The organism is Streptomyces ortus, from assembly GCF_026341275.1.
Classification (GTDB): domain Bacteria; phylum Actinomycetota; class Actinomycetes; order Streptomycetales; family Streptomycetaceae; genus Streptomyces; species Streptomyces ortus.
Genome location: NZ_JAIFZO010000002.1, coordinates 3,018,005 through 3,041,294 on the forward strand (window position 1 = coordinate 3,018,005; position 23,290 = coordinate 3,041,294).

Sequence of the window (23,290 nt, forward strand, 5' to 3'; positions counted from 1 at the left end):
GAGCGGCGTCAGCAGCAGCGGAAGCCCTGCCGCGGATCCGCCTCCTGACGGTCCGTGCGCATCCGCTCGAACTCCCGCCGCGAGGGCACGTCCGCGTCGGCCCGCTCCTCGCGCAGACGCGCCACGTAGCGGTCGTACGCGGACTCGTCGGTGAGCTCCCGCACGTACCAGCGCACGCCCCTGGCCGCCCTAACCGCGTGGTTCAGCGCCGACCGCATCACGTACCTCCTCCTTCTCCTCCCTGGTCGGGATCAGTCCGGCCGGAGCGATGATCTGCGACTCGACGTACGCTGCCTCGCTGAGCGTGGAGAGCGCGGGACGGCGTATGTGCCGGATGCACACCCGCGTCGCGTCCGCGATCACCACGACGATGAGCAGTGCCAGAACCGCCGTGAGGACACCGTCGACCGTGGAGTTCGTGACGATCGTGTGCATGTCGTCCATGGTCTTCGCGGGTGCGACGAGCTCGCCCCGGTCGATGCCGTCCTGGTAGATCGAGCGCTGCTTGAAGAAGCCGACGCGCGGGTCGCTGGAGAAGACCTTCTGCCAGCTCGCGGTCAGCGTGACCGTGGCGTCCCAGACGAGCGGGATCCCGGTGATCCAGGCCCATTTGAGGCGCCCGGACTTCACCAGCAGGGTCGTGCAGACGGCCAGGGCGACCGCGGCGAGCAGCTGGTTGGAGATGCCGAAGATCGGGAACAGCTGGTTGATCCCGCCGAGCGGCTCATGGACGCCGACCCACAGGAAGTAGCCCCAGAGCCCGCAGACGATGCCGCTGGTGATGAGGAGCCCCGGCTTCCAGCTCACGTCCTTGAAGGGTTTGTAGAGATTGCCCAGCGTGTCCTGGAGCATGAAGCGGCCCACCCGGGTGCCCGCGTCGAGCGCCGTCAGGATGAACAGCGCCTCGAACATGATGGCGAAGTGGTACCAGAACGCGCGCAGGCCGTCTCCGGTGACGTCGGAGAAGATCTCCGAGACGCCGACCGCGAGCGTGGGCGCGCCGCCGGTCCGGGACAGCAGGGACGCCTCCTCGACGTTCTTCGCCGCGGCGGCCAGCTCACCGGGGGAGATCGCGTACCCCCAACTGCCCACCACCTGGGAGGCGTTCTGCACCGTGTCCCCGATGACACCCGCCGGCGCGTTCATCGCGAAGTACAGGCCCGGGTCGATGATGGAGGCCGCGACCAGCGCCATGATCGCCACGGCCGACTCCATGAGCATGGAGCCGTACCCGATCATCCGTACCTGCGTCTCCTTCTGGATCATCTTCGGCGTCGTGCCGGAGGAGATCAGGGAGTGGAAGCCGGAGAGCGCCCCGCAGGCGATGGTGATGAAGACGAACGGGAAGAGCGAGCCCGCGAAGACCGGCCCGTTCCCCCGCGAGGCGAAGTCCGTGACCGCGTCCATCTTCAGGGTCGGCAGCGAGACGACGACCCCGAGCGCGAGCAGCGCGATGGTGCCGATCTTCATGAACGTGGAGAGGTAGTCGCGGGGCGCGAGGAGCATCCACACGGGCAGGATCGAGGCGATGAACCCGTACGCCACCAGCCAGACGACCAGGGTCGAGGGCGCGAGCGTGAACGTGTCGGCCCACGACGACTCGGCGACCCAGCGGCCCGCGACCAGCGCGAACAGCAGCAGCGCCACACCGATCAGCGAGACCTCGGCGACCCGGCCGGGCCGCAGGACGCGCAGGTAGAAGCCCATCAGCAGGGCGATCGGGACCGTCATCGCGATGGAGAAGGTGCCCCACGGGGACTGGGCGAGCGCGTTGACGACGACCAGCGCGAGCACCCCGAGCAGGATGATCATGATGGCGAAGGCGGCGATCAGGGCCGCGGCGCCGCCGAACGGGCCGATCTCCTCGCGCGCCATCTGCCCGAGCGACCTGCCGTCGCGCCGGGTGGAGAAGAACAGCACGACCATGTCCTGGACCGCGCCCGCGAAGATCACGCCGACGATGATCCAGATGGTGCCGGGCAGATACCCCATCTGCGCGGCCAGTACGGGCCCCACCAGCGGCCCCGCGCCCGCGATCGCCGCGAAGTGGTGGCCGAGCAGCACCCGCCGGTCGGTGGGGTGGAAGTCGATGCCGTTGTTGAGGCGTTCGGCCGGGGTGGCCCGGTTCTTGTCGACCTTCAGAACCTTGTACGCGATGAACTTCGCGTAGAAGCGATAGGCGATGGCGTACGAGCCGAGGGCGGCGGCCACCATCCAGGCGGCCGAGACCTCCTCGCCCCGCGAGAGAGCGAGTACGGACCAGCCGACCGCGGCGATCAGCGCGACCAGGGTCCAGATGACGATGCTGCGGGGACGTGCCTTGCGGGGGCTGTCGGTGCGCACGGGTCGTCCTCCCGTCCATGGGTGACGGGAGGACGGTAGAACAGGATCCCCCGCAGCGCTACACCACGCACACCCCCCACCCCCACAAGCCCAACTCCCGTCGTTACAGGGGAACTTGGCAGCCCCCTCCCGAGGGGCGCGGGGAACGGCGCAATCTTTTGCCTTTAGGGGCGCGGGGAACGGCGCAGACTTTCGTCTTCAGGGGCGCGGGGAACGGCGCAGTCTTTTGGCTTTTAGGGGCGCGGGGAACGGCGCAATCTTTAAGGGGGCGCAGCCCCCAAAGGGGCGCGAGGAACGGCGCAGTCTTCAAGAGCGGGCGGCCCAAGGGCCACCTCAGTCCGTGGGCCTCTTCAACCGCGCGACGAACTTGTACCGATCCCCCCGGTACACGGACCGCACCCACTCCACCGGCTGCTGATCCTGATCGATCGAGTGCCGCGACAGCATCAGCATCGGCAACCCCACATCGGTCCCGAGCAACCCCGCCTCCCGGGGAGTGGCGAGGGACGTCTCGATCGTCTCCTCCGCCTCGGCCAGCCGCACGTCGTACACCTCGGCCAACGCCGTGTACAGGGACGTGTACTTCACCAGCGACCGCCGCAACGCGGGAAACCGCTTCGCGGACAGATGCGTCGTCTCGATCGCCATCGGTTCCCCGCTCGCGAGCCGCAGCCGCTCGATCCGCAGCACCCGCCCCCCGGCGCTGATGTCGAGCAGCTCGGCGAGCGTGTCATCGGCGGTGATGTACCCGATGTCCAGCAACTGCGAGGTCGGTTCGAGCCCCTGCGCCCGCATGTCCTCCGTGTAGGAGGTGAGTTGCAGCGCCTGCGACACCTTCGGCTTCGCGACGAAGGTGCCCTTGCCCTGGATCCGTTCCAGCCGCCCCTCGACGACCAGCTCCTGCAGCGCCTGGCGCACGGTCGTGCGCGAGGTGTCGAACTCGGCGGCGAGCGTGCGCTCGGGAGGCACCGGCGTACCCGGCGGCAGCGTGTCCGTGATGTCGAGCAAGTGCTTCTTCAGGCGGTAGTACTTGGGCACGCGCGCGGTACGGATGGGGGCGCCACCCTCGTTCTCCGCACTGCTGACGTCGGTGCTCATACTCTGCCTTCCCGGCTCCGGATGCCGATGCGGACGGCGTACGCGCCGACCACGGCTCACATCGTGGCACGCCCAACCGTGCGAGTGTCCTCCCGCACGCTGCGTGATCTCCTCTATATACCGTCGGGGTCCCTTTTGGTCTAGTCCATAGCGTGCGCGGCCCAGGTCCTGAGCGCCGCCGCTGCCCGCTCGCGGACCCCTTCGCGGGCCCGCCCGATCTGTCACCCGTGTAGTGAAAGGTCCCTTCATATGTAGGTCGCGTAACGGACGGTCGGGAGCGGCTTTTTCACCCTTGACACCTCTCTAGGTCTAGTCCAAGCTCCCCGTACTGGTCTAAACCATTGAGGACCAGGTCCCAGCCCCACGGGCAGTACTCGTCGTAAGTCACGCGGTGGGCAGGGGGGTTGCTGGCATCCCTGAGGAGGATGACGTGAATCGCAAGCTCATCGCGGCCGTCGGTGTCGCGGGCATGTTGATGTCGGTCGCTGCGTGTGGCGGCGACGGTGACGACGGCGGCAAGGCGGGGGCCGACGGCTACAAGGGCCAGACCCTGACCGTCTGGGCCATGGACGGCTCGACACCGGAGGGCTGGACCAAGGACCTCACGGCCGCCTTCGAGAAGAAGACGAAGGCCAAGCTGAAGTTCGAGACGCAGCAGTGGAACGGCATCCAGCAGAAGATCACCACCTCTCTCTCCGAGGACAACCCGCCGGACGTCCTTGAGGTCGGCAACACCCAGACCCCCGCCTACGCGGCCACCGGCGGTCTCGCCGACCTGAGCGACCTCAAGGAGGAGATCGGCGGCGACTGGACCAAGGCGCTCAACGAGTCCTCGGTCTTCGAGGGCAAGCAGTACGCCGCCCCCTGGTACTTCGCCAACCGCGTCGTCATCTACAACAAGAAGGTCTGGGCGGACGCCGGCATCACGGACACCCCCAAGACCCGCGCCGAGTTCTTCGACGCACTGAAGACCATCGACAAGAAGACCGACGCCGAGCCGATCTACCTGCCCGGCCAGAACTGGTACTTCTTCGACGGCCTGACGATCGGCCAGGGCGCCGACCTGGTGAAGAAGGAAGGCGACAAGTACGTCTCCAACCTCGCGGACCCGCAGGTCGGCAAGGCCATGGAGATCTACAAGCAGTACCAGTCCTACTCCAAGGCCCCCAAGGACAAGGACGAGGCGACCCCGCAGCAGGCCGAGGTCTTCGCCAAGGGCAACGTCGGTGCCTTCATCGGCATGGGCTGGGAGGCCGGCACGGCCATCGCGGCCAACAAGAAGATCGAGAAGGACATCGGCTACTTCACCATCCCCGGTGAGACGGCCGACTCGCCCGAGGGCGTCTTCCTCGGCGGTTCCAACTTCGCGGTCGCCGCCGGCAGCAAGAAGCAGGAGCTCGCCAAGGAATTCCTGAAGCTCGCCCTGTCCGACAAGTTCGAGGGCGCGCTCGCCAAGGAGAACGGCGTCATCCCGAACAAGGAGGCGCTGCAGATCCACCTCGCGGGCAACGGCGCCGCCGAGGCCGCCGCCCCGGCCGCGGCCGGCGGTGGCACCACGCCGCTGATCCCCGAGTGGGCCGCCGTGGAGAACGACCCCAACCCGATCAAGGCCTACATGACCGCGGTCCTGAAGGGGAAGTCGCCCGCCGCCGCCGCCAAGCAGGTCGAGGCGGAGATCAACAAGCGGCTCGCGCAGAGCAGCTGATCACTTCCGTGCCGGGGACGGCCGTGGCTCACCCGCCACTCCTGTCCGTCCCCGGCACGGTGGCGTATCCGACTGCGACTTTCGACGGTGGAAGAGATGGCGAGCATGTCAGTGCAGACCGACCGCACGGACACAGGGACAGGCACAGGTACGGCCGCGGCGCCCGGTGTCCGTAAGACCGACGTATCCCCGCCCGACGGCACAGGCATACGCAAGGGCAAGGGCAAGGGCAAGGGTCAGGGCAAGGACCCGGCCGGCAGACGCGGGGGCGCGTCCGCCCCGTACGTGCTTCTGCTGCCCGCCCTGCTCGCCACGGTGATCCTGCTCGGCTGGCCGCTGATCAAGAACGGCATGCTGTCGTTCCAGAATCTCAACCCGCGCCAGCTGATCCTCCACCTCACCGAGTGGCGAGGGTTCGACAACTACACGGACGTCCTGAGCAGCGCGGACTTCTGGAAGGTCGTCCAGCGCACGGTCGTCTTCACCGCCGTGAACGTCGTCCTCACCATGGTGTTCGGCACGCTCGTCGGCCTGCTCCTCGCCCGGCTCGGCAAGCGCATGCGGCTCGTCCTGCTGCTCGGCGTCGTGCTGGCCTGGGCGATGCCGGTGATCGCCGCGACCACGGTCTACCAGTGGCTGTTCGCCCAGCGCTTCGGCGTCGTGAACTGGCTGCTCGCCAAGGCGGGCTGGTCGTCGATGGCCGACTACAACTGGTTCGGCACCCAGCTCTCCACCTTCTCCGTGATCACCCTGCTGATCGTCTGGCAGTCGATCCCGTTCGTGGCGATCAACCTGTACGCCGCCACGACCACCATCCCCAAAGAGCTGTACGAGGCCGCCTCCATCGACGGGGCCGGCACCTGGAAGAGCTTCAGCTCCGTGACCTTCCCCTTCATCCGGCCGTTCCTGTGGGCGACGACCTTCCTGGAGGTCATCTGGATCTTCAAGGCGTTCCCGCAGATCTTCGCCATGAACAAGGGCGGCCCGGACCGGCTCACCGAGACCCTGCCGATCTACGCGTTCGTCGAGGGACCCGGCAACCAGCACTACGGGATGGGAGCGGCGATCTCGTTCCTGACGATCCTCATCCTGCTCGCCCTGACGGCGTACTACCTGCGTACCGTTCTCAAGCAAGAGGAGGAGGAGCTGTGAAGCGCTCCCTGATGGCCCGGCTGTGGCCCAACGCGACGGCCCTCGTCCTCTTCGTGGTCTTCACGTTCCCCGTCTACTGGATGTTCGCGACCTCGCTGAAGCCGACCGGCGACATCATCGCGGACACCCCGGTCTTCGTACCGACCGACATCACGTTCGACCACTTCAAGAAGGCGCTCGACGCCGACCACTTCTGGACGCTCGTCGGCAACTCCCTGACGGTGACCGTCCTCGCGGTGGTCTTCTCCCTCGTCATCGGGCTGCTCGCGTCCTTCGCGCTGGCCCGTATGCGGTTCAAGGGCCGCCGCGGCTTCCTGCTGACCTTCATGATCGCGCAGATGGCCCCGTGGGAGGTCATGGTCATCGCGATCTACATGATCGTGCGCGACGCGGACCTCCTCAACAGCCTCGTACCGCTGACCGCGTTCTACATGGTCATGGTGCTGCCCTTCACGATCCTGACGCTGCGCGGTTACGTCGCCGCCGTACCGAAGGAGCTGGAGGAGTCGGCCATGGTGGACGGCTGCACCCGCAGGCAGGCCTTCGTGAAGGTCATCTTCCCGCTGCTCGCCCCGGGCCTCATGGCGACCTCGCTCTTCGGCTTCATCACCGCGTGGAACGAGTTCCCGCTGGTCCTGATCCTCAACAAGGACGCCGAGAAGCAGACGCTCCCGCTGTGGCTGTCCAGCTTCGAGACGACGTTCGGCGACGACTGGGGGGCCACCATGGCCGCGGCATCGCTCTTCGCGATCCCGATCCTGGTCCTGTTCGTCTATCTCCAGCGCAAGGCCGTCAGCGGACTCACCTCCGGCGCCGTGAAGGGATAACGCCACCCGATGACCACCATTGCCTCCGGCACCGGCACGCTGACCCGTGACGCGCTCGCCGTCCTGCAGCCCGGCTTCACCGGGACCTCCGCACCCTCCTGGCTGCTGCGGCGGCTCGGCGAGGGCCTCACCTCCGTCGGCCTCTTCGGCCGCAACATCGCCTCGCCCGACCAGCTCGCCGCCCTCACCGCCCAGCTGCGCGCGGAACGCGACGACGTCCTGGTCGCCATCGACGAGGAAGGGGGTGACGTCACGCGCCTAGAGGTGCGTACGGGATCGTCGTTCCCCGGCAACCACGCGCTCGGCGCGGTCGACGACGTGGTGCTGACCGAGGCCGTCGCCCGTGAACTGGGCCGCCGGCTGGCCGAGTGCGGGGTCAACCTGAACTGGGCCCCGTCCGCGGACATCAACTCCAACCCCGGCAACCCCGTCATCGGCGTACGGTCCTTCGGCGCCGACACCGCGCTGGTGGCCCGGCACACCGCCGCGTACGTCGGCGGGCTGCAGTCCGCCGGGGTCGCCGCCTGCACCAAGCACTTTCCGGGCCACGGGGACACGGCGGTCGACTCCCACCACGCGCTGCCGCGCATCGACGCGGACCTGTCGGTGCTGCACGCCCGCGAGCTGGCGCCCTTCCGGGCGGCGATCGCCGCCGGCACCCGGGCCGTGATGAGCGCGCACATCCTGGTACCGGCCCTCGACCCGGACCGTCCCGCGACCCTCTCCCGCCGCGTCCTGACCGGGCTGCTGCGCGAGGAGCTCGGCTTCGACGGGCTGATCGTCACCGACGGCATGGAGATGCAGGCCATCTCCGCGACCTACGGCATCGAGCGGGGCAGCGTCCTCGCGATCGCCGCGGGCGCCGACGCGATCTGCGTGGGCGGGGGGCTCGCCGACGAGGCGACGGTCCTGCGGCTGCGGGACGCGCTGGTCACGGCGGTCCGCACGGGCGAACTGCCCGAGGAACGCCTGGCGGACGCGGCGGCCCGGGTCCGCGCGCTGGCGTCCTGGACGACGTCGGCCAGGAGCACACCCGCGCCCCTGACCACCCCGGCCCCCGACATCGGGCTGGTGGCGGCCCGCCGGGCGCTGACGGTCACCCGCGGCAGCGACTACACACCCCTCACCGAGGCCCCGTACGTCGCCGCCCTCACCCCGGTCGCGAACATCGCCGTCGGGGACGAGACCCCGTGGGGCGTCGCCGCCGAACTGCGGCGCCTGCTGCCGGGCACGGAGACCGGCAGCTTCACGGGAGAGGGGGCGGGGGCCGAGGTCCTCACGGCCGCCGGAGAGCGCCGGGTGGTCGCCGTGGTCCGCGACGTCCACCGCCACGCCTGGATGGCCGAGGCCCTCGACACCCTGATCGCCTCCCGCCCGGACACGATCGTGGTCGAAATGGGCGTCCCCCAGGCCCCACCCCAGGGCACCCTCCACATCGCCACCCACGGCGCAGCCAAGGCCTGCGGCCAAGCAGCAGCCCAAACCCTCACCACAACAACCTGATCCCCGAGACCACCCGGCCCCGGCTTTCTAGGGGCGCGGGGAACTGCGCACTCCAGCCGCGACTCACCCGCACCCCACAACTCACCGCCAGCACGGCACCCCCGCACGAAGGGCCCGGGTTCACCACGGGGGAACCCGGACCCTTCACGCGCCCGCCACCCGCCGGCGCCAACAGCCCCGCTAAATGCCCTGCCAAGCAGGCTTGTTGGAGTACGCGTGCCGAAAGTAGTCCGCCAGCTTCAGCTTGGACGCAGCAGCCTCGTCCACCACCACGGTCGCATGCGGATGCAACTGCAGCGCCGACGCCGGACACACCGCCGCCACCGGCCCCTCCACGGTCGCCGCCACCGCGTCCGCCTTCCCCTCACCTGTCGCCAGCAGCACCAGATGCCGCGCCTCCAGGATCGTCCCGATCCCTTGGGTGATCACGTGATGCGGCACCTGCTCGATGTCACCGTCGAAGAACCGCGCGTTGTCCACCCGCGTCTGCTCGGTCAGCGTCTTGATCCGCGTACGGGAGACCAGCGAGGAACACGGCTCGTTGAACCCGATGTGCCCGTCGGTCCCGATCCCGAGCAGTTGCAGGTCCACCCCGCCCGCCTCGGCGAGCGCCCTGTCGTACGCCTCGCACGCCGCCCGTACGTCCTCCGCGGTCCCGTCCGGCCCCATGAACGCGCCCAGATCGAGCCCCAGCGGCTCCAGCACCTCGCGCCGCAGCACCGACCGGTACGACTCGGGATGCTCGGGAGGCAGCCCCACGTACTCGTCGAGCTGCGCGACCCGCGCCCGCGAGACGTCCACCCCGCCGGCGCCCACCGCCGCCGCCAGCGCCTGGTAGACGGGCAGCGGCGTCGAACCCGTGGCCACCCCGAGCAGGGCGTCGGGCTTGCGGCGGAGCAGCTCCGCCATGGCCCCGGCAATGAGCTCGCCACCCGCCTTGGCGTCCGAAACGATGACAACTTCCACGCTGGGCCTGCCGTTCTGAAGGGGAACTCTCCTGCGTATGTGGTATAGACCAATCTAGCAGAGCACTCCGCTCCAGTCGCGTCCTCCCGGGCCGCCGCCTCCCCGCGTCAACACCCGCGCAACCGCAACTCGCCCCACGCGTCCGCTCCCGCCCGTGAACCACCCGGGGTTAGGCTGCGTGGTGAAAGTAGGGACGCGAGTTGTCGGACAAGCGGACGACAACAAACATCCGGCAACGCATGGACAGCCGAAGTGGTCTAGTCCAGAATTGCAGGCAAAGCCACATGCGCAGCTGAAAGACCAAGCCTCCGCCTTCCCCGCACAGGAAGGCGGATCGAGGACCCGGCGCTCTCTGCCCTGACTGCACCGGTTCCTCATCCTCGGCCGATCGGGACCGCACAGCCCGCGGCCGATGTTGCTCCGGGCTGCGGTGCCGGGAGGGTTGAGGGTCCCTCTCAGGCGCCGCGGCCCGCGGGTGCTTCCGGGGCCCTTGCAGGTGGCTGATCTCGGGGCTTGTCGTACCTGACGGGTACGCTCGCACCTGTGCCCTCCATGAACGACCTCGTACGCCAGCACACCGCGCTCGGTGCCTCCGACCTCGAGTGGCTGCATCTGCTGGTCTCGGAGTGGCAGCTGCTCTCCGACCTCTCCTTCGCCGACCTCGTCCTGTGGGTCCCCACCCGCGACGGCACCCGCTATGTCTCGGTCGCCCAGATGAGGCCCAACACCGGCCCCACCTCGTACCAGGACGACATGGTCGGCCACCTCGTCCCGCGCGGCCGGCGCCCCATGCTGGACGCGGCCCTGGACGAGGGCCGGATCGTGCGCGAGGGCGACCCGGAGTGGCGCGAGGAGGTCCCCGTACGGGTGGAGTCCATCCCCGTACGGAGGGAGGGCCGGGTCCTCGGGGTCATCGCCCGCAACACCAACCTGCTCACGGTCCGCACCCCCTCCCGCCTCGAACTCACCTATCTGCAGAGCGCCTCCGACCTGGCCCAGATGATCGCGGCGGGCTCCTTCCCGTTCCCGAACCAGCAGGTCGACATGGACGCCTCGCCCCGCGTGGGCGACGGCCTGATCCGGGTGGACGCGGACGGCGTCGTCCAGTACGCGTCACCGAACGCGCTCTCGGCGTACCACCGGCTCGGCCTCGCCGCCGACCTGGTCGGCCATCACCTCGGCCAGACCACCGCCGAACTCGCCCCGTCCCGGGGCCCGGTGGACGAGGCGCTGGAGAAGGTCGCCAGCGGCTGGGCACCCCGCGAGTTCGAGATCGAGAGCGACGACGGCGTGATCCAGTTGCGCGCGATCCCGCTGAAGCCCAAGGGCACGCGCGTCGGTTCCCTCGTCCTCCTGCGCGACGTGACCGAACTGCGCCGCCGCGAGCGAGAGTTGATCACCAAGGACGCGACCATCCGGGAGATCCACCACCGGGTGAAGAACAACCTCCAGACGGTCGCGGCCCTGCTGCGTCTCCAGGCCCGCCGCATCGAGTCCGACCGGGGCCGCGAAGCCCTTGAGGAGGCGGTGCGCAGGGTCGGTTCGATCGCGATCGTGCATGAGACGCTGTCCCAGAATCTGGACGAGCGCGTGGAGTTCGACGAGATCGCCGACCGGGTGCTCGCCATGGTTGCCGAGATCTCGCCGGGCAAGGTCGTCGGCCGGCGCACGGGCCGCTTCGGCATACTCGACGCCGAGGTCGCCACCCCGCTCTCCATGGTCCTCACCGAAATCCTGCAGAACGCCCTGGAGCACGGCTTCCGCGAGGGTGAGCGGGGCACGGTCGAAGTGTCGGCGGTCCGCGGCGGCACGTCGAAGGAGAACCGACTGCTGGTCACGGTCCAGGACGACGGCGTGGGTCTGCCCGAGGGCTTCGACCCGCACCGCTCCGGCAATCTCGGCCTGCAGATCGTACGGACGCTGGTCGAGGGCGAGCTGGGCGGCTCCTTCGACATGGTCCCGGCCCCCGAGCGCGGCACCCAGGTCGTCCTGGACATCCCGGTACGGACTTCCAAGTAACCCGAGCCCCCACCGGCCCCACCCGTAAACCCTCGCACCTCTCGTACCACCGGCACCTTCCGCACCACTACTTCACGAACACGCTGCGTAATCTTCACCCCTGCGGGGACAGTAATGAGCCCCGGACCACTGAGTGATCCGGGGCTCAAAGTGTCATTCGGTTGCGCATCGGGGGGTTCTGCGCGCTGCGGCTCGGGGGCGGGAGATGCGTACGCGCTGTACGCGCCGCCAAGCTCAGGCTGTTACGGGGTGGGGTGTCAGGCGGAAGCCTGACGAGCCCGGTTGCGGGCGGCGCGGCGCTTCATTGCGCGGCGCTCGTCCTCGCTGAGACCACCCCAGACGCCGGAGTCCTGGCCGGACTCGAGCGCCCACTGCAGGCACTGCTCCATGACGGGGCAGCGACGGCAGACGGCCTTGGCTTCCTCGATCTGCAGCAGCGCAGGACCGGTGTTGCCGATGGGGAAGAAGAGCTCCGGGTCTTCCTCGCGGCAAACGGCGTTGTGACGCCAGTCCATGGCTGCTACCTCTCCTTGGTATTACATGCACGTTGCTTGTGAATGTGAACGCTTTCACGAATCCCTCAACAAGTGAAGGGCCGACTACCAGACGGACTGGTGTGGTCCTTTGAAGTGAGGAGGGGTTCCGGCGCTCTGTGGGGGCGATGTTGCGGCCCGTCCCGAGCGCCACGTAGAGACTCGCAAACCTCAGCGGCGGATACAACCCCTACCGGAAAGTTTTTTTTGATTCCTCGGTGTCGACTACATCACAGCCGTACTTCCATGGGGTGGATCCTGGCCTAAACGTTCGAGTGGAAGGACTTTAGCCCGTTCCGCTCACACAATCACACGCAGTGCACGGCGAACGCCTGTGAACGCGACGCTCGTACGCAGTCCGAGGTGGTCGCCGTCCATCTGCAGGGGTAGCGGGACCTTCGAATGCAAGGTGAAGTCCGTCAGGTCGTGCAGGGACACCGCGTGCTTGCCATGGGGTCCGCGCTCGAGGGACGAAGTGAGCAACTGGGTGCCATACCGGGCAACCGCGGTCGTCGACATGCGGCTGAGACCGAGTACGTCGAGGCCGGTATCGAACGAGGCCTTAGGTGACGCGTACACCGGGCGATTGCCCAGATACGTCCACGGAGAGGTGTTGCAGACTATCGACAGCACCAAATCGGTCACCGGGTCGCAACTCGGCCGCTCCAGCGTGATGGTGCCGCGGCGGCGGTGGGTCTCCCCGAAGAACTGGCGCATCGCCTGGCGCAGATAGAGCGAGTGGGTGGAGCGTTTGCCGCGCTCCCGGTGCTGTTCGACCCTCCCGACCACGCCGGCGTCGAAGCCGAGTCCCGCGTTGAAGGTGAACCAGCGGGAGGGGACGCCCTCGTCCTCGCTGCCCGGTGTGCCCGCGGCGAGGCCGAGACCCACCGTGCGCTCCCGGCCCTCGCGCAGGGCGTCCAGCAGGGCGCCCGTCGCCTCGACGGCGTCGTTGGGCAGGCCCAGGGCGCGGGCGAAGACGTTCGTGGAGCCGCCGGGGACGACGGCGAGGCCGGGCAGCCGGTCGGGGTCGGGGCCGTTGTGCAGCAGACCGTTCACGACCTCGTTGACCGTGCCGTCGCCGCCGAGGGCCACGACCAGTTCTATGTCCTTGCTCTCCGCGGCCTGCCGGCCGAGGTCCCGGGCGTGGCCGCGGTACTCGGTGGTGACCGCTTCCAGTTTCATCTCGCTCGCCAGCGCGTGGATCAGGACGTCACGCGTGCGTGCGCTGGTGGTGGTAGCTGCCGGATTGACCACAAGAAGTGCACGCATGCGAAGCAGCGTACCTACCGCGTGGTACTCGGCCCATACCGAGGTGAGGATGGGAGGCCCGGGGCCGTGGGCGGACCGGGGGCGAGGGCTACCCTTCAGGGGTGAGCTCTCAGCGGAATCCCACCCCGGAAGACGTCGGCGCCGAACCCCGCCCCGGGCGGCTGACCACGGCGGCGGCGCTCGTCGCGCTGGAGGGGATCGCCCTCGTCGCCGGGGGCGTCTACCTGCTGGTGATGGGCCTCACCGGCCATCCGGACGACCGCAGCCAGGCGGTCACCGGGGGCGTGACGCTGATCGCGCTCGCCCTGCTGCCGCTGCTGGCCGCACGGGGGCTGCTGCTGCGGCGCAGCTGGAGCCGGGGGCCCACGATCATCACGCAGATCATGGCGCTGCCCGTCGCGTACAACCTGCTCCAGGCCGACAGTCTCGCCATCCCCGGGGGGATCGCCCTGGCGGTGGTGGCGGTCGCGACGCTCGTACTGATCCTGAACCCGGAGACGACGCGGGCCCTGGGAATCACCGGGCCGGGCGCGGCCCGGGAGTAGCTCTCCTGCGGTCCGCCGCGCCCCTCGCGGGGCGCGAGCCGTACGAACGGGCGCCTACTCCTCCACCAGCAGCTTCTCGCGGAGCTGGGCCAGCGTCCGGGCCAGCAGCCGGGAGACGTGCATCTGCGAGATGCCGACCTCCTGGGCGATCTGCGACTGGGTCATGTTCGCGAAGAAACGCAGCAGCAGAATGCGCTTCTCGCGCGGGGGCAGGTCCTCCAGGAGCGGCTTGAGGGACTCCCGGTACTCGACGCCCTCCAGGGCCTCGTCCTCGGAGCCGAGCGTGTCCGCGACGGCCGGGGACTCGTCGTCCGTGTCAGGGACGTCCAGGGACAGCGTGGAGTACGCGTTGGCCGACTCCAGGCCCTCCAGGACCTCCTCCTCCGAGATGCCCAGCTTCTCGGCCAGCTCGTGCACGGTGGGGGAGCGGCCGTGCTGCTGCGAGAGCTCCGCGGTCGCCGTGGTCAGCGCGAGGCGCAGCTCCTGCAGCCGGCGCGGCACCCGTACCGCCCAGCCCTTGTCCCGGAAGTGCCGCTTGATCTCACCGACGACCGTGGGAGTCGCGTACGTCGAGAACTCGACGCCGCGCTCCGGATCGAACCGGTCGACCGACTTGATCAGGCCGATGGTCGCGACCTGGGTGAGGTCGTCCAGCGGCTCGCCGCGGTTGCGGAAACGGCGCGCGAGGTGCTCCACAAGCGGCAGGTGCATGCGGACCAGCTGATTGCGCAGCTCCGCGTACTCCGCGCTGGCGCCGTCCAGTTCGCGCAGCTCGATGAACTTGGCCCGCGCCCCGCTCCTGTTGTGGGGGTCGTGCTGTGATCCCGACGCGCCGTTGTCGGCGTTTCGCTCGTGTTCGTGCTGCTCGCTCATGATCCCGCCCGTCACCCGCCGCCGCCCTTCCAAGGACGTCCCCCCAGACTCCGTCCGGGGGGACCCCCACTGCGCGGCAACGTCTGGATCCTGTCGCCCGTCACTGCCGGAGAGCGCCTCGCGCCCGTCCTGGTCGGCCGGCTCTCCCCGAGCCGCCCCGGCCGCCGGGGAACTGCCGTCCTCCGGGTGCGGCCGGGCCTGCTGCTCGGGGATGCCGTCGACGCCCTCCGCCAGACGCCGGGGCCCGCCCGGGCCGCCTTCGCCCGCGACGGAAAGCTCCCGTGTGCCGCGCTCTTCGTCCCGCACCGGCCCGTCCCCGTTCCTCACGCCGGCCCGGGTCCCGCGCCGCGCTGTTTGTAGAGGCTGATCGAAACGGTTTTGTCATCGGCCACCGAGGAGGAGACCTTGCCTGCGAGGGCCGACAGCACGGTCCAGGCAAAGGTGTCCCGCGCGGGGGCGTGGCCGTCGGTGGTCGGGGCCGAGACAGTCACCTCAAGCGAGTCGTCGATCAGGCGGAAGACACAGCTGAGCACGGAGCCCGGCACCGCCTGTTGCAAGAGGATCGCGCACGCCTCGTCCACCGCGATACGCAAATCCTCGATCTCGTCGAGGGTGAAGTCCAAGCGCGCCGCGAGGCCGGCCGTGGCCGTACGCAGCACCGACAGGTAGGCACCCGCAGCCGGCAGCCGGACTTCCACGAAGTCCTGGGTCGCGGGCTCGCCTGCGATCTGGGACACCCTCACCTCCAAGGTGGTACAAGCTCTTTCGGGGGCCGAGGGTCGCCCCCCGGGGTAACGCGCCATGTGTTTCAGCGGTGACGCTATCGCGCTCTCAGGTTTCCTGTCCCCGGGACCCCAACCCCTTGCTGTCACTCATAGTAAACCTATGTATACGCACAGTGGCTAGGGGTCTGCGGGCCCAATTGGGAAGAGCGCGCGCCGGATTGACGTACCCAGACGTCAGAGCATCGAACCGTCCGGAACCCACGTCACACCAGCACGTGGTCGACGAAGCACCAGCGCCAGCTCTCACCGGGCTCGAAGGTCCGCATGATCGGATGACCGGTCTCCTTGTGATGCTCCGTCGCGTGCCGCAGCGGCGACGAGTCGCAGCAGCCCACATGACCGCAGTCCAGGCACAGCCGCAGCTGCACCGGATGCGAGCCCACCGCCAGACATTCGAGGCAGGTGTCGCTCAGCGGCGCGGGTTCCGGATGCGGCAGCGCGTCGGCGTGCGTGCACTGTTTCATGATTGCCAGATTACGTCGGGTGTGCGCGAATCCGCGCGGAAATGAAAGCGGGCCGATACCGATGCATGTGATGCCCCTGCTCCTGCTGATCGCGGGCAGCGCCGCGGTGGCGGGCGCCGCACGCCGCACTCCGGTGCCCGCACCGCTGCTCCTCGTGGCGGCGGGGCTGCTCGTCTCGTACGTGCCCGGGGTGCCCGAATACACCCTCGACCCCCACGTGGTCCTGCCGCTGCTGCTGCCCCCGCTGCTCTACACGGCCGCCACGGACAGCTCGTACCTCGACCTGCGGGCGCAGGTCCGCCCGGTCGCGCTGCTGTCGGTCGGGTACGTGCTGTTCGCGACGTTCGCCGTCGGCTGGGCCGCGTACATGATCGTGCCGGACCTGTCGCTCACCGCGGCGCTGGTGCTCGGCGCGGTCGTGGCGCCGCCGGACGCGGTCGCGGCCACCGCGGTGGCGCGCCGGGTGGGGCTGCCGTCGCGGGTCACCACGATCCTGCAGGGCGAGTCGCTGGTGAACGACGCGACCGCGATCACCGCCTACAAGGTGGCCGTCGCCGCCGCCGTCGGCGAGGGCGCGACCTGGGCGGGCGGCATCGGCGAGTTCCTGCTCGCGGCGCTGGGCGGCGTCGGCGTCGGACTCGTCCTGATGGTGCCGATCCACTGGATGCGCACGCACTTGACGGAGGCCCTGCTGCAGAACTCCCTCTCCCTGCTGACCCCCTTCTTCGCCTACGCGGTCGCCGAACAGGTGCACGCCTCCGGAGTGCTCGCCGTGGTCGTCGTCGCGCTCTACCTGGGCCACCGCAACTGGGAGGTCGACTTCGCGACCCGGCTCCAGGAGGAGGCGGTCTGGAAGATGGTCGCGTTCATCCTGGAGTCGGCGGTCTTCGCCCTCATCGGCCTGCAGCTCCCGGTGATTCTCAGGGGCCTCGGCGAGTACGAGGGAGCGCGCGCGGCCTGGTACGCGGTGGCCCTCTTCGTGATCGTCGTCGCGACTCGCTTCGCCTGGGTGTACCCCGCGACCTACCTGCCGCGCCTGCTGTCCGCGCGGATCAGGAAACGGGAGGAGAACCCCACCTGGAAGGGGTCCTTCGTCATCAGCTGGGCCGGCATGAGAGGCGTGGTCTCGCTCGCCATCGCCTTCTCGATCCCGCTCACCGCGGACGGCGGCGAGGACTTCCCCGGCCGCAACATGATCCTCTTCCTGACCTTCACGACGGTGATCGGAACGCTCGTCGTGCAGGGACTGTCCCTGCCGCCGCTGATCCGCGTGCTGAACCTCCCCGCGCGGGACCAGCAGGCCGAGACCCTCGCCGAGGCGAACGCCCAGGCGCAGGCGTCCCGGGCCGCCGAGCGGCGCCTGGACGAACTCCTCTCCGACGAGCGCAACACCCTTCCGCCACCGCTGGCGGACCGGCTGCGCACGGTCCTCGAGCGCCGCCGCAACGCCGTCTGGGAACGGCTCGGGCAGGTCAACACCGTCACCGGCGAGACCGTGGACGACACGTACCGGCGGCTGTCCCGGGAGATGATCGGCGCCGAGCGCGCGGTGTTCGTGAAGCTGCGGGACGGCCGCTTCATCGACGACGAGATGCTGCGGACCCTCCTGCGGCGCCTGGACCTGGAGGAGGCCGCCGCGTTCCGCGAGGGGACCTAAGGGCGGCCCGTGATCACGGCCGCGACCGTCGTCCCGCGCGTGAACGCGCCCTCCGCCGCGAGTGTGACGAGTCCGTACAGCGACTTGGCGACATAGAGACGTTCGACGGGCAGGTCGTGGCGCTGCTCGAAGTCGTCGGCGAACGCGTCGAGTTCGGGAGGCGTACGGGCGTAGCCGCCGAAGTGGAACCGGTCGTCGAGGGACCAGTCGCCGCGCGGGCCGCCGAACGCCTCCTCCTGGAGGGCGCGTATGCCGGCGCTCAGGAAGCCGCCCCTGAGGACCGGTATGCCCAGCGCGCGCCCGCCGGGCGGGAGGCCGCCCGCCAGCCCCGCCAGGGTGCCGCCCGTGCCGCAGGCCAGCGCGACGACGTCGGCGTGCTCGCCCAGCTCCTCGCCGAGCGCCGTGCAGCCGCGCACGGCGAGGGCGTTGCTGCCGCCCTCCGGGATCACGTACGCGTCCTCGCAGGCGGTCGAGCGCAGGAGCGCGGCCAGGGTCTCCGGCTCGCTCTTGCGGCGGTATGTCGATCTGTCGATGAAATGGAGCCGCATGCCGTCGGCGGCGCACCGGGCGAGGGACGGGTTCAGAGGGCGGTCGGCGAGCTCCTGGCCGCGGACCACGCCGACGGTGGGCAGGCCAAGGAGGCGCCCGGCCGCCGCGGTGGCCCGCAGATGGTTCGAGTACGCGCCGCCGAAGGTCAGGACCGTACGGCCGGCCGCCGCGCGCAGGTTCGGGGCCAGCTTGCGCCACTTGTTGCCGATCAGCTCCGGGTGGATCAGGTCGTCCCGCTTGAGCAGCAGCCGCACCCCGTGGCGCGCGAAGCGCTCGTCCACGACCTCCCGCAGCGGCGACGGCAGCCGCGGTCGCAGGACGCCGAGGTCCGGGTCGGGGGTGGCTGCTTCGGGGATGTCGGGGCCGGTCACCTCCCCATTGTCGGCGCGGGAGGCCCGGCCGTCACCGCAGGAGGGCGCGCACGCGGGCCCGCATGGCGGCCATCGTGAAGCCGCGGGGGTCGATCTTGCCCGGCTGCCACTCCAGATGACCGATCACCGAGCGCTCCGTCCAGCCGTGGTGGCGGCAGACCGCCGCCGCGGCCCGCGCGACGGCGTCGAGCTGTGCCTCGGGCCAGGGATCCTCGCCGTCGCCGAGGTTCTCGCACTCGAAGCCGTAGAAGTGGCGGTTGCCGTCGGTGTTCGCCTCGTTGTCCGACGGCAGGGCCGTCTCGGCGATGACCGCGCGCAGGACGTCGTCGTCACCGAGGCCCGCGTGATTGGACCGGCCGTAACCGACGAGGTGGACGCGGCCGTCCTTGGTGACCACGCCGTGGCACAACGGGCCCGGCAACCCGCTGTAACCGTCGCGGCAGATCTCGACCGTACGCTTGCTGCCCGAGGTCACCGTGTGGTGGATCATCACGCCGTGGACCGGGCCCCACGGCCCCTTGTGGTTGCGGTTGTGATGCTCCCAGTCGCCGACCTCGACGACGGTGATCTCCTCCGCCTTGAGCCGGCTCAGAAATCTGCCCGCGGACATGGGTGAGGCCATGGCCGCCTCCTCACAGGGCGCGACGGCCACCCGCCGTGACCGCCTCGTACCGCTGCTTGTACCCGCAACTCCCGTGCGCCGACCATCCGTTCCCCGGGCCGGGGGCCACGTGCGGGAAGTCGGACGCCGTTCGCTAGGCGCGCAGGAAGCCGTCCCCGTGCGTCGCGATGTGGCTCTCCACCGCCTGGAGCGCCTGCTGCGTGGCCTGCGGGGAGCCGCTGCCGCGCCGTTCCGCGAGATAGGCAGCGCCGAGGGTCTTCAGCAGATCGCCGCCGGTCCGCTGTGCCTGGACCTCGTCGATCTTCTGCTTGCCCTGGGTGAGGCCGCGCTGTGCTTGTTCCTTCGCTCGGTCCAGGAAGCCTGCCATGGCCGTCTCCTCCGTCGTCGTGCGTTCTGCCTGTTCAACGGGCCGTCGGATCTTGGAGTTCCCCGGCCGCCCTGGCCGGGCGCCCGCAGTATGCCCCGCTTCGCGAAGATCCATTCCCCCTCTTTCGTGTAATAGCACCAGCACGTTCCGTGATGGAAGTGTGGGCGTCGCAGCCCATTGCACGATCGGGAGGACATTTTCATGTCGGTAGGCGAAGAGATCCGCGCGGACCAGGATCAGCCGCAGAAGAGTCTCGGCACCTCCGCGGCGCGGAACCTGGCCACGACCACCAAGTCCGCACCACAGATGCAGGAGATCAGCTCACGATGGCTGCTGCGCATGCTGCCATGGGTGAACGTGCAGGGCGGCACGTACCGGGTGAACCGCAGGCTCAGCTACTCCGTGGGAGACGGCCGCGTCACCTTCGTGAAGACCGGTGACCGCGTCCAGGTCATCCCCGCCGAACTCGGCGAACTGCCGGCGCTGCGCACCTACGGGGACCAGGAGGTGCTCACCGAGCTCGCCGCGCGCTGCGAACAGCGGGAGTTCGAGCCGGGCGGCGTGCTCGCCTCCTTCGGCAGCCCCGCCGACGAGGTGTTCCTGCTGGCACACGGCAGGGTCGAGAAGATCGGCACGGGCCCGTACGGCGACGACGCGGAGCTCGGGACGCTCGCGGACGGCGCCTACTTCGGCGAGCAGGCGATCCTCGACCCGGACGCCATCTGGGAGTACACGGCCCGCGCGACCACCGCGTGCACGGTCCTCGTCCTGCCCCGCACGCACTTCGACGCGATCGCGGAGCGCTCCGAGTCCCTGCGTGAACACCTCGCGCAACTGCGCGCGATCCCGCACCAGCGCGCCAACAAGTACGGCGAGAAGGAGATCGACCTCGCGGCCGGCCACACCGGAGAGCCCGCCATCCCCGGGACGTACGTCGACTACGACGCGGCGCCACGGGAGTACGAACTGAGCGTCGCCCAGACCGTGCTGCGCATCCACACCCGCGTGGCCGACCTCTACAACCAGCCCATGAACCAGACCGAGCAGCAGTTGCGGCTCACGGTGGAGGCGCTGAAGGAGCGCCAGGAGCACGAGCTCATCAACAACCGCGAGTTCGGGCTGCTCAACAACTGCGAGTACGACCAGCGGCTCCAGCCGCACGACGGCGTACCGAGCCCGGACGACCTCGACGAACTGCTCACCAGGCGGCGCGGCACCAAGATGCTGCTCGCCCACCCCCGGGCGATCGCCGCGTTCGGCCGTGAGCTCAACAAGCGGGGCCTCGTCCCGGAGACACTGGACGTGGCGGGCAACCGCATTCCCACCTGGCGCGGAGTGCCGATCTACCCGTGCAACAAGATCCCGGTGACCGAGGCCAGGACGACGTCGATCATCGCCATGCGTACGGGCGAGGCGGAGCAGGGGGTCGTCGGACTCCAGCAGTCGGGCATCCCGGACGAGATCGAGCCGAGCCTGTCCGTGCGGTTCATGGGCATCAGCGAGCAGGCGATCATGTCGTACCTGGTGACCACGTACTACTCCGCCGCGGTCCTGGTGCCCGACGCGCTCGGTGTCCTGGAGAACGTCGAGATCGGCCGCTGGCGGTGACGTCCGTGTCCTGCGGGGCGGCTTGCCGGGTGAGTCCATGACGGAGACGCGGACGCAGACGCGGGCCGGGGCACGGACGGTGGGGGAGGTGCTGGTCCCGGAGCAGGGGCCGGCACCTGCCGGGCCGCACGGCTCGCCCGACGGACAGGAGGCGGTCGTCATCCTCGACAGGGCCCGGGTCTCGGTCGAACCGGAACTGCGCCGGGCCGTCGAGTCGCTGCCCGGCCCGCTGCGCCGGGTCGCGCTCCATCACTTCGGGTGGGAGCACGCGGACGGTACCCCGGCGGCGGGGAACGCGGGCAAGGCCATCCGCCCCGCGCTCGTACTGGCCGCGGCCGGGGCACTCGGCGGCCAACGGACGGCGGCCGTACGGGCGGCCGCCGCGGCGGAGCTGGTGCACAACTTCACGTTGCTGCACGACGACGTGATGGACCGGGACACCACCCGCAGACACCGGCCCACCGCGTGGACCGTGTTCGGTGACGCCGACGCGGTCCTCGCGGGGGACTCCTTGCAGGCACTGGCGCACCGCCTGCTCGCCGAGGATCCCCATCCGGCGTCCGCGGCGGCGTCCGCGCGGCTCGCCGGGTGTGTCGTCGAGCTCTGTGCGGGACAGCAGGCCGACACCGCGATGGAGCGTCGTGCTCCCGACGACATCACGCTGGACGAGGTGCTGGCCATGGCGGAGGCCAAGACCGGTGCGCTCCTGGGGTGCGCGTGCGCGCTGGGGGCGCTGTACGCGGGCGCGGACGACGAGGATGTCGCGGCGCTGGACGCGTTCGGGCGCGAGGCGGGGCTGGCCTTCCAGCTCATCGACGACGTGATCGGTATCTGGGGGGACCCGGGACGCACCGGCAAGCCGGCCGGCGCGGACCTCATGGCCCGCAAGAAGTCCCTCCCGGTGGTCGCGGCGCTCGCCTCCGGCACACCGGCCGCGGCCGAACTCGCCGAGTTGTACCGGCTTCCCTATCGCGACGGCGATCTGGAGCGCACGGTTGTGGCCGTCGAGCGGGCGGGCGGTCGCGACTGGGCCCAGACGCAGGCCGCCGACCGGATGGCACGGGCCCTGGGCCATCTCTTCCGTGCGGTCCCGGACCCGGAGGCGGCGGAAGGCCTGCTGTCGCTGGCGGAGTTCGTGACCCGGCGGACCTCATGAGGGAGGCCGTCTGAGACACCGGAGTTCTCCGTCCCGTGCGGCACCTGACGGCGCGGCGGGGCGCAGAGGCTCCGGTATCGGTGGGCCCCGCGCATCCCCACGGTGCGCGGGACCCGCCACCCCCGCCCGGGTGATCGCCCGCGGGACAGCCCTTAGGCTGCAACGGCCAAGCGAACAGCGGCCGTTGAGGCAAAGGGGTGGGGCATGGGCGTGGCGATACGAAGAGCGGGCGAGACCGACCGTGAGGAGGTGACGCGGCTCCTGGACGAGGCCTTCCAGGACGACCCGGTGAGCAGCTGGATCTTTCCCGGCGCGGACCACCGGCGGCGTACGCATCCCCTGCTGATGGGGGCCTTCCTCGACATCGTGCTCGACGCGGGATACGCGGACGTCACGGAGGACGGCTCGGCCTGCGCGCTGTGGCTGTCGATACCTGCGGGGCCGCAGGAGGAGGACGAGGAGGGACCGGCCCGACTGCGCGCGGCCGTCGATCCCGGCAACGAACGGGTCGAGCTGGTCGCCCGGCTGACCGCCGAGGCGCACCCGGCGGGCGCGGCTCACGAATATCTGTGGATGATCGCCGTCAGACCGGAGCGGCAGGGGGAGGGGCTCGGGACCGCTCTCGTCGAGCGGGTGCTCGAACGGTGCGACGGGGAGGGGCGGGCCGCGTATCTGGAGGCGAGCGGTGAGCGGAGCCGGGGTCTCTACGAGCGGCTCGGGTTCGCGTTCACGGGCCGGCCGGTGGCGTTGCCCGCAGGGCCGTTCATGTGGCCCATGTGGCGCGAACCGTCGCACTCGCCGCCGCGTGACCGGTGAGGGGGCGGTCGAGCGGACGTACAGCGGGAAGCGCTGATTCCGGGGTTGCCGCCCGGCTGTCG

Annotated in this window: 22 protein-coding genes; 10 read left to right on the forward strand and 12 right to left on the reverse strand. The window is 69.9% G+C overall.

The window, feature by feature from the left end:
• Positions 1–8: 8 nt before the first annotated feature.
• The 3 genes from K3769_RS16555 to K3769_RS16565 form a co-directional block, all read right to left on the reverse strand.
• Positions 9–218 (reverse strand): YbdD/YjiX family protein, encoded by a 210-nt coding sequence (locus tag K3769_RS16555; protein ID WP_267027195.1) that lies wholly within the window; start codon positions 216–218, stop codon positions 9–11.
• Complete coding sequence (locus tag K3769_RS16560) at positions 190–2,343, reverse strand: carbon starvation CstA family protein (protein WP_267027196.1); 2,154 nt, start codon at positions 2,341–2,343, stop codon at positions 190–192. The genes K3769_RS16555 and K3769_RS16560 overlap by 29 nt, the downstream gene beginning before the upstream one ends.
• Positions 2,344–2,676: 333 nt before the next feature.
• Positions 2,677–3,441 carry a GntR family transcriptional regulator gene (locus K3769_RS16565; protein WP_107021392.1) on the reverse strand — a complete coding sequence of 255 codons (765 nt, stop codon included), beginning with the start codon at positions 3,439–3,441 and terminating at the stop codon, positions 2,677–2,679.
• Between the two features lie 430 nt (positions 3,442–3,871).
• Here K3769_RS16565 and K3769_RS16570 point away from each other — a divergent pair, with 430 nt between their 5' ends.
• The 4 genes from K3769_RS16570 (at position 3,872) to K3769_RS16585 (ending at position 8,628) form a co-directional block, all read left to right on the forward strand.
• Positions 3,872–5,146, forward strand: a complete 1,275-nt coding sequence (locus K3769_RS16570) for an extracellular solute-binding protein (protein WP_267027197.1) — start codon at positions 3,872–3,874, stop codon at positions 5,144–5,146.
• Between the two features lie 105 nt (positions 5,147–5,251).
• On the forward strand, positions 5,252–6,298 hold the full coding sequence (locus K3769_RS16575) for a carbohydrate ABC transporter permease (RefSeq protein ID WP_267031405.1): 1,047 nt from the start codon (positions 5,252–5,254) through the stop codon (positions 6,296–6,298).
• The gene (locus K3769_RS16580) at positions 6,295–7,125 is read left to right on the forward strand and encodes a carbohydrate ABC transporter permease (protein WP_267027198.1); all 831 of its coding nucleotides are present in this window, start codon (positions 6,295–6,297) and stop codon (positions 7,123–7,125) included. Before K3769_RS16575 ends, K3769_RS16580 begins: the two co-directional genes overlap by 4 nt.
• Before the next feature lie 9 nt (positions 7,126–7,134).
• Positions 7,135–8,628 carry a glycoside hydrolase family 3 protein gene (locus K3769_RS16585; RefSeq protein ID WP_267027199.1) on the forward strand — a complete coding sequence of 498 codons (1,494 nt, stop codon included), beginning with the start codon at positions 7,135–7,137 and terminating at the stop codon, positions 8,626–8,628.
• Positions 8,629–8,808: 180 nt separating this feature from the next.
• Here the strand turns inward: K3769_RS16585 and nagB are convergent, their stop codons facing one another.
• Positions 8,809–9,594 carry a glucosamine-6-phosphate deaminase gene (gene nagB, locus K3769_RS16590; protein ID WP_267027200.1) on the reverse strand — a complete coding sequence of 262 codons (786 nt, stop codon included), beginning with the start codon at positions 9,592–9,594 and terminating at the stop codon, positions 8,809–8,811.
• Positions 9,595–10,146: 552 nt separating this feature from the next.
• Here nagB and K3769_RS16595 point away from each other — a divergent pair.
• On the forward strand, positions 10,147–11,613 hold the full coding sequence (locus K3769_RS16595; protein ID WP_267031406.1) for a sensor histidine kinase: 1,467 nt from the start codon (positions 10,147–10,149) through the stop codon (positions 11,611–11,613).
• A gap of 257 nt (positions 11,614–11,870) precedes the next feature.
• Here the strand turns inward: K3769_RS16595 and K3769_RS16600 are convergent, their stop codons facing one another.
• Complete coding sequence (locus K3769_RS16600) at positions 11,871–12,128, reverse strand: WhiB family transcriptional regulator (protein WP_016639615.1); 258 nt, start codon at positions 12,126–12,128, stop codon at positions 11,871–11,873.
• A gap of 318 nt (positions 12,129–12,446) precedes the next feature.
• Positions 12,447–13,415, reverse strand: a complete 969-nt coding sequence (locus K3769_RS16605) for a diacylglycerol/lipid kinase family protein (protein ID WP_267027201.1) — start codon at positions 13,413–13,415, stop codon at positions 12,447–12,449.
• A 101-nt stretch (positions 13,416–13,516) separates the two neighbouring features.
• Here K3769_RS16605 and K3769_RS16610 point away from each other — a divergent pair, with 101 nt between their 5' ends.
• Entirely contained in the window at positions 13,517–13,960 is a 444-nt protein-coding gene (locus K3769_RS16610; protein WP_267027202.1) for a hypothetical protein, read from the forward strand.
• Positions 13,961–14,014: 54 nt separating this feature from the next.
• Here K3769_RS16610 and K3769_RS16615 read toward each other — a convergent pair whose 3' ends face one another.
• The 3 genes from K3769_RS16615 to K3769_RS16625 form a co-directional block, all read right to left on the reverse strand.
• Positions 14,015–15,160: an RNA polymerase sigma factor SigF gene (locus tag K3769_RS16615; protein WP_267027203.1), complete on the reverse strand. Its 1,146-nt coding sequence runs from the start codon at positions 15,158–15,160 to the stop codon at positions 14,015–14,017.
• Positions 15,157–15,570: an ATP-binding protein gene (locus K3769_RS16620; RefSeq protein ID WP_055512819.1), complete on the reverse strand. Its 414-nt coding sequence runs from the start codon at positions 15,568–15,570 to the stop codon at positions 15,157–15,159. Before K3769_RS16620 ends, K3769_RS16615 begins: the two co-directional genes overlap by 4 nt.
• A gap of 251 nt (positions 15,571–15,821) precedes the next feature.
• On the reverse strand, positions 15,822–16,082 hold the full coding sequence (locus K3769_RS16625; RefSeq protein WP_267027204.1) for a UBP-type zinc finger domain-containing protein: 261 nt from the start codon (positions 16,080–16,082) through the stop codon (positions 15,822–15,824).
• Positions 16,083–16,143: 61 nt separating this feature from the next.
• Between K3769_RS16625 and K3769_RS16630 the strand changes: the two genes are divergently transcribed.
• Positions 16,144–17,739, forward strand: coding sequence for a Na+/H+ antiporter (locus tag K3769_RS16630; protein ID WP_267027205.1), 1,596 nt, complete (start codon positions 16,144–16,146; stop codon positions 17,737–17,739).
• Here the strand turns inward: K3769_RS16630 and K3769_RS16635 are convergent.
• From K3769_RS16635 to K3769_RS16645, 3 genes are all read right to left on the reverse strand, one after another.
• A complete protein-coding gene (locus K3769_RS16635) occupies positions 17,736–18,659 on the reverse strand; it encodes a 1-aminocyclopropane-1-carboxylate deaminase/D-cysteine desulfhydrase (protein ID WP_267027206.1) in 924 nt (307 codons plus the stop codon). The genes K3769_RS16630 and K3769_RS16635 overlap by 4 nt on opposite strands.
• 31 nt (positions 18,660–18,690) lie before the next feature.
• Complete coding sequence (locus tag K3769_RS16640) at positions 18,691–19,281, reverse strand: N-acetylmuramoyl-L-alanine amidase (RefSeq protein ID WP_267027207.1); 591 nt, start codon at positions 19,279–19,281, stop codon at positions 18,691–18,693.
• A gap of 133 nt (positions 19,282–19,414) precedes the next feature.
• Complete coding sequence (locus K3769_RS16645; RefSeq protein ID WP_149511585.1) at positions 19,415–19,648, reverse strand: hypothetical protein; 234 nt, start codon at positions 19,646–19,648, stop codon at positions 19,415–19,417.
• Positions 19,649–19,849: 201 nt separating this feature from the next.
• Between K3769_RS16645 and K3769_RS16650 the strand changes: the two genes are divergently transcribed.
• From K3769_RS16650 to K3769_RS16660, 3 genes are all read left to right on the forward strand, one after another.
• A complete protein-coding gene (locus tag K3769_RS16650; protein WP_267027208.1) occupies positions 19,850–21,256 on the forward strand; it encodes a family 2B encapsulin nanocompartment shell protein in 1,407 nt (468 codons plus the stop codon).
• 37 nt (positions 21,257–21,293) lie between these two features.
• Entirely contained in the window at positions 21,294–22,412 is a 1,119-nt protein-coding gene (locus tag K3769_RS16655) for a family 2 encapsulin nanocompartment cargo protein polyprenyl transferase (RefSeq protein ID WP_267027209.1), read from the forward strand.
• A gap of 204 nt (positions 22,413–22,616) precedes the next feature.
• Entirely contained in the window at positions 22,617–23,228 is a 612-nt protein-coding gene (locus tag K3769_RS16660) for a GNAT family N-acetyltransferase (protein ID WP_267027210.1), read from the forward strand.
• The last annotated feature ends 62 nt before the right edge of the window (positions 23,229–23,290 follow it).

Excerpts from the sequence above, each read along its gene's own strand:
- K3769_RS16555 (WP_267027195.1), bottom strand. The coding sequence starts at position 218 with ATGCGGTCGGCGCTGAACCACGCGGTTAGGGCGGCCAGGGGCGTGCGC.
- K3769_RS16565 (WP_107021392.1), bottom strand. The coding sequence starts at position 3,441 with ATGAGCACCGACGTCAGCAGTGCGGAGAACGAGGGTGGCGCCCCCATC.
- K3769_RS16575 (WP_267031405.1), top strand. The coding sequence starts at position 5,252 with ATGTCAGTGCAGACCGACCGCACGGACACAGGGACAGGCACAGGTACG.
- K3769_RS16585 (WP_267027199.1), top strand. The coding sequence starts at position 7,135 with ATGACCACCATTGCCTCCGGCACCGGCACGCTGACCCGTGACGCGCTC.
- K3769_RS16595 (WP_267031406.1), top strand. The coding sequence starts at position 10,147 with ATGAACGACCTCGTACGCCAGCACACCGCGCTCGGTGCCTCCGACCTC.
- K3769_RS16600 (WP_016639615.1), bottom strand. The coding sequence starts at position 12,128 with ATGGACTGGCGTCACAACGCCGTTTGCCGCGAGGAAGACCCGGAGCTC.
- K3769_RS16605 (WP_267027201.1), bottom strand. The coding sequence starts at position 13,415 with ATGCGTGCACTTCTTGTGGTCAATCCGGCAGCTACCACCACCAGCGCA.
- K3769_RS16625 (WP_267027204.1), bottom strand. The coding sequence starts at position 16,082 with ATGAAACAGTGCACGCACGCCGACGCGCTGCCGCATCCGGAACCCGCG.
- K3769_RS16630 (WP_267027205.1), top strand. The coding sequence starts at position 16,144 with ATGCATGTGATGCCCCTGCTCCTGCTGATCGCGGGCAGCGCCGCGGTG.
- K3769_RS16640 (WP_267027207.1), bottom strand. The coding sequence starts at position 19,281 with ATGGCCTCACCCATGTCCGCGGGCAGATTTCTGAGCCGGCTCAAGGCG.
- K3769_RS16645 (WP_149511585.1), bottom strand. The coding sequence starts at position 19,648 with ATGGCAGGCTTCCTGGACCGAGCGAAGGAACAAGCACAGCGCGGCCTC.
- K3769_RS16650 (WP_267027208.1), top strand. The coding sequence starts at position 19,850 with ATGTCGGTAGGCGAAGAGATCCGCGCGGACCAGGATCAGCCGCAGAAG.
- K3769_RS16655 (WP_267027209.1), top strand. The coding sequence starts at position 21,294 with ATGACGGAGACGCGGACGCAGACGCGGGCCGGGGCACGGACGGTGGGG.
- K3769_RS16660 (WP_267027210.1), top strand. The coding sequence starts at position 22,617 with ATGGGCGTGGCGATACGAAGAGCGGGCGAGACCGACCGTGAGGAGGTG.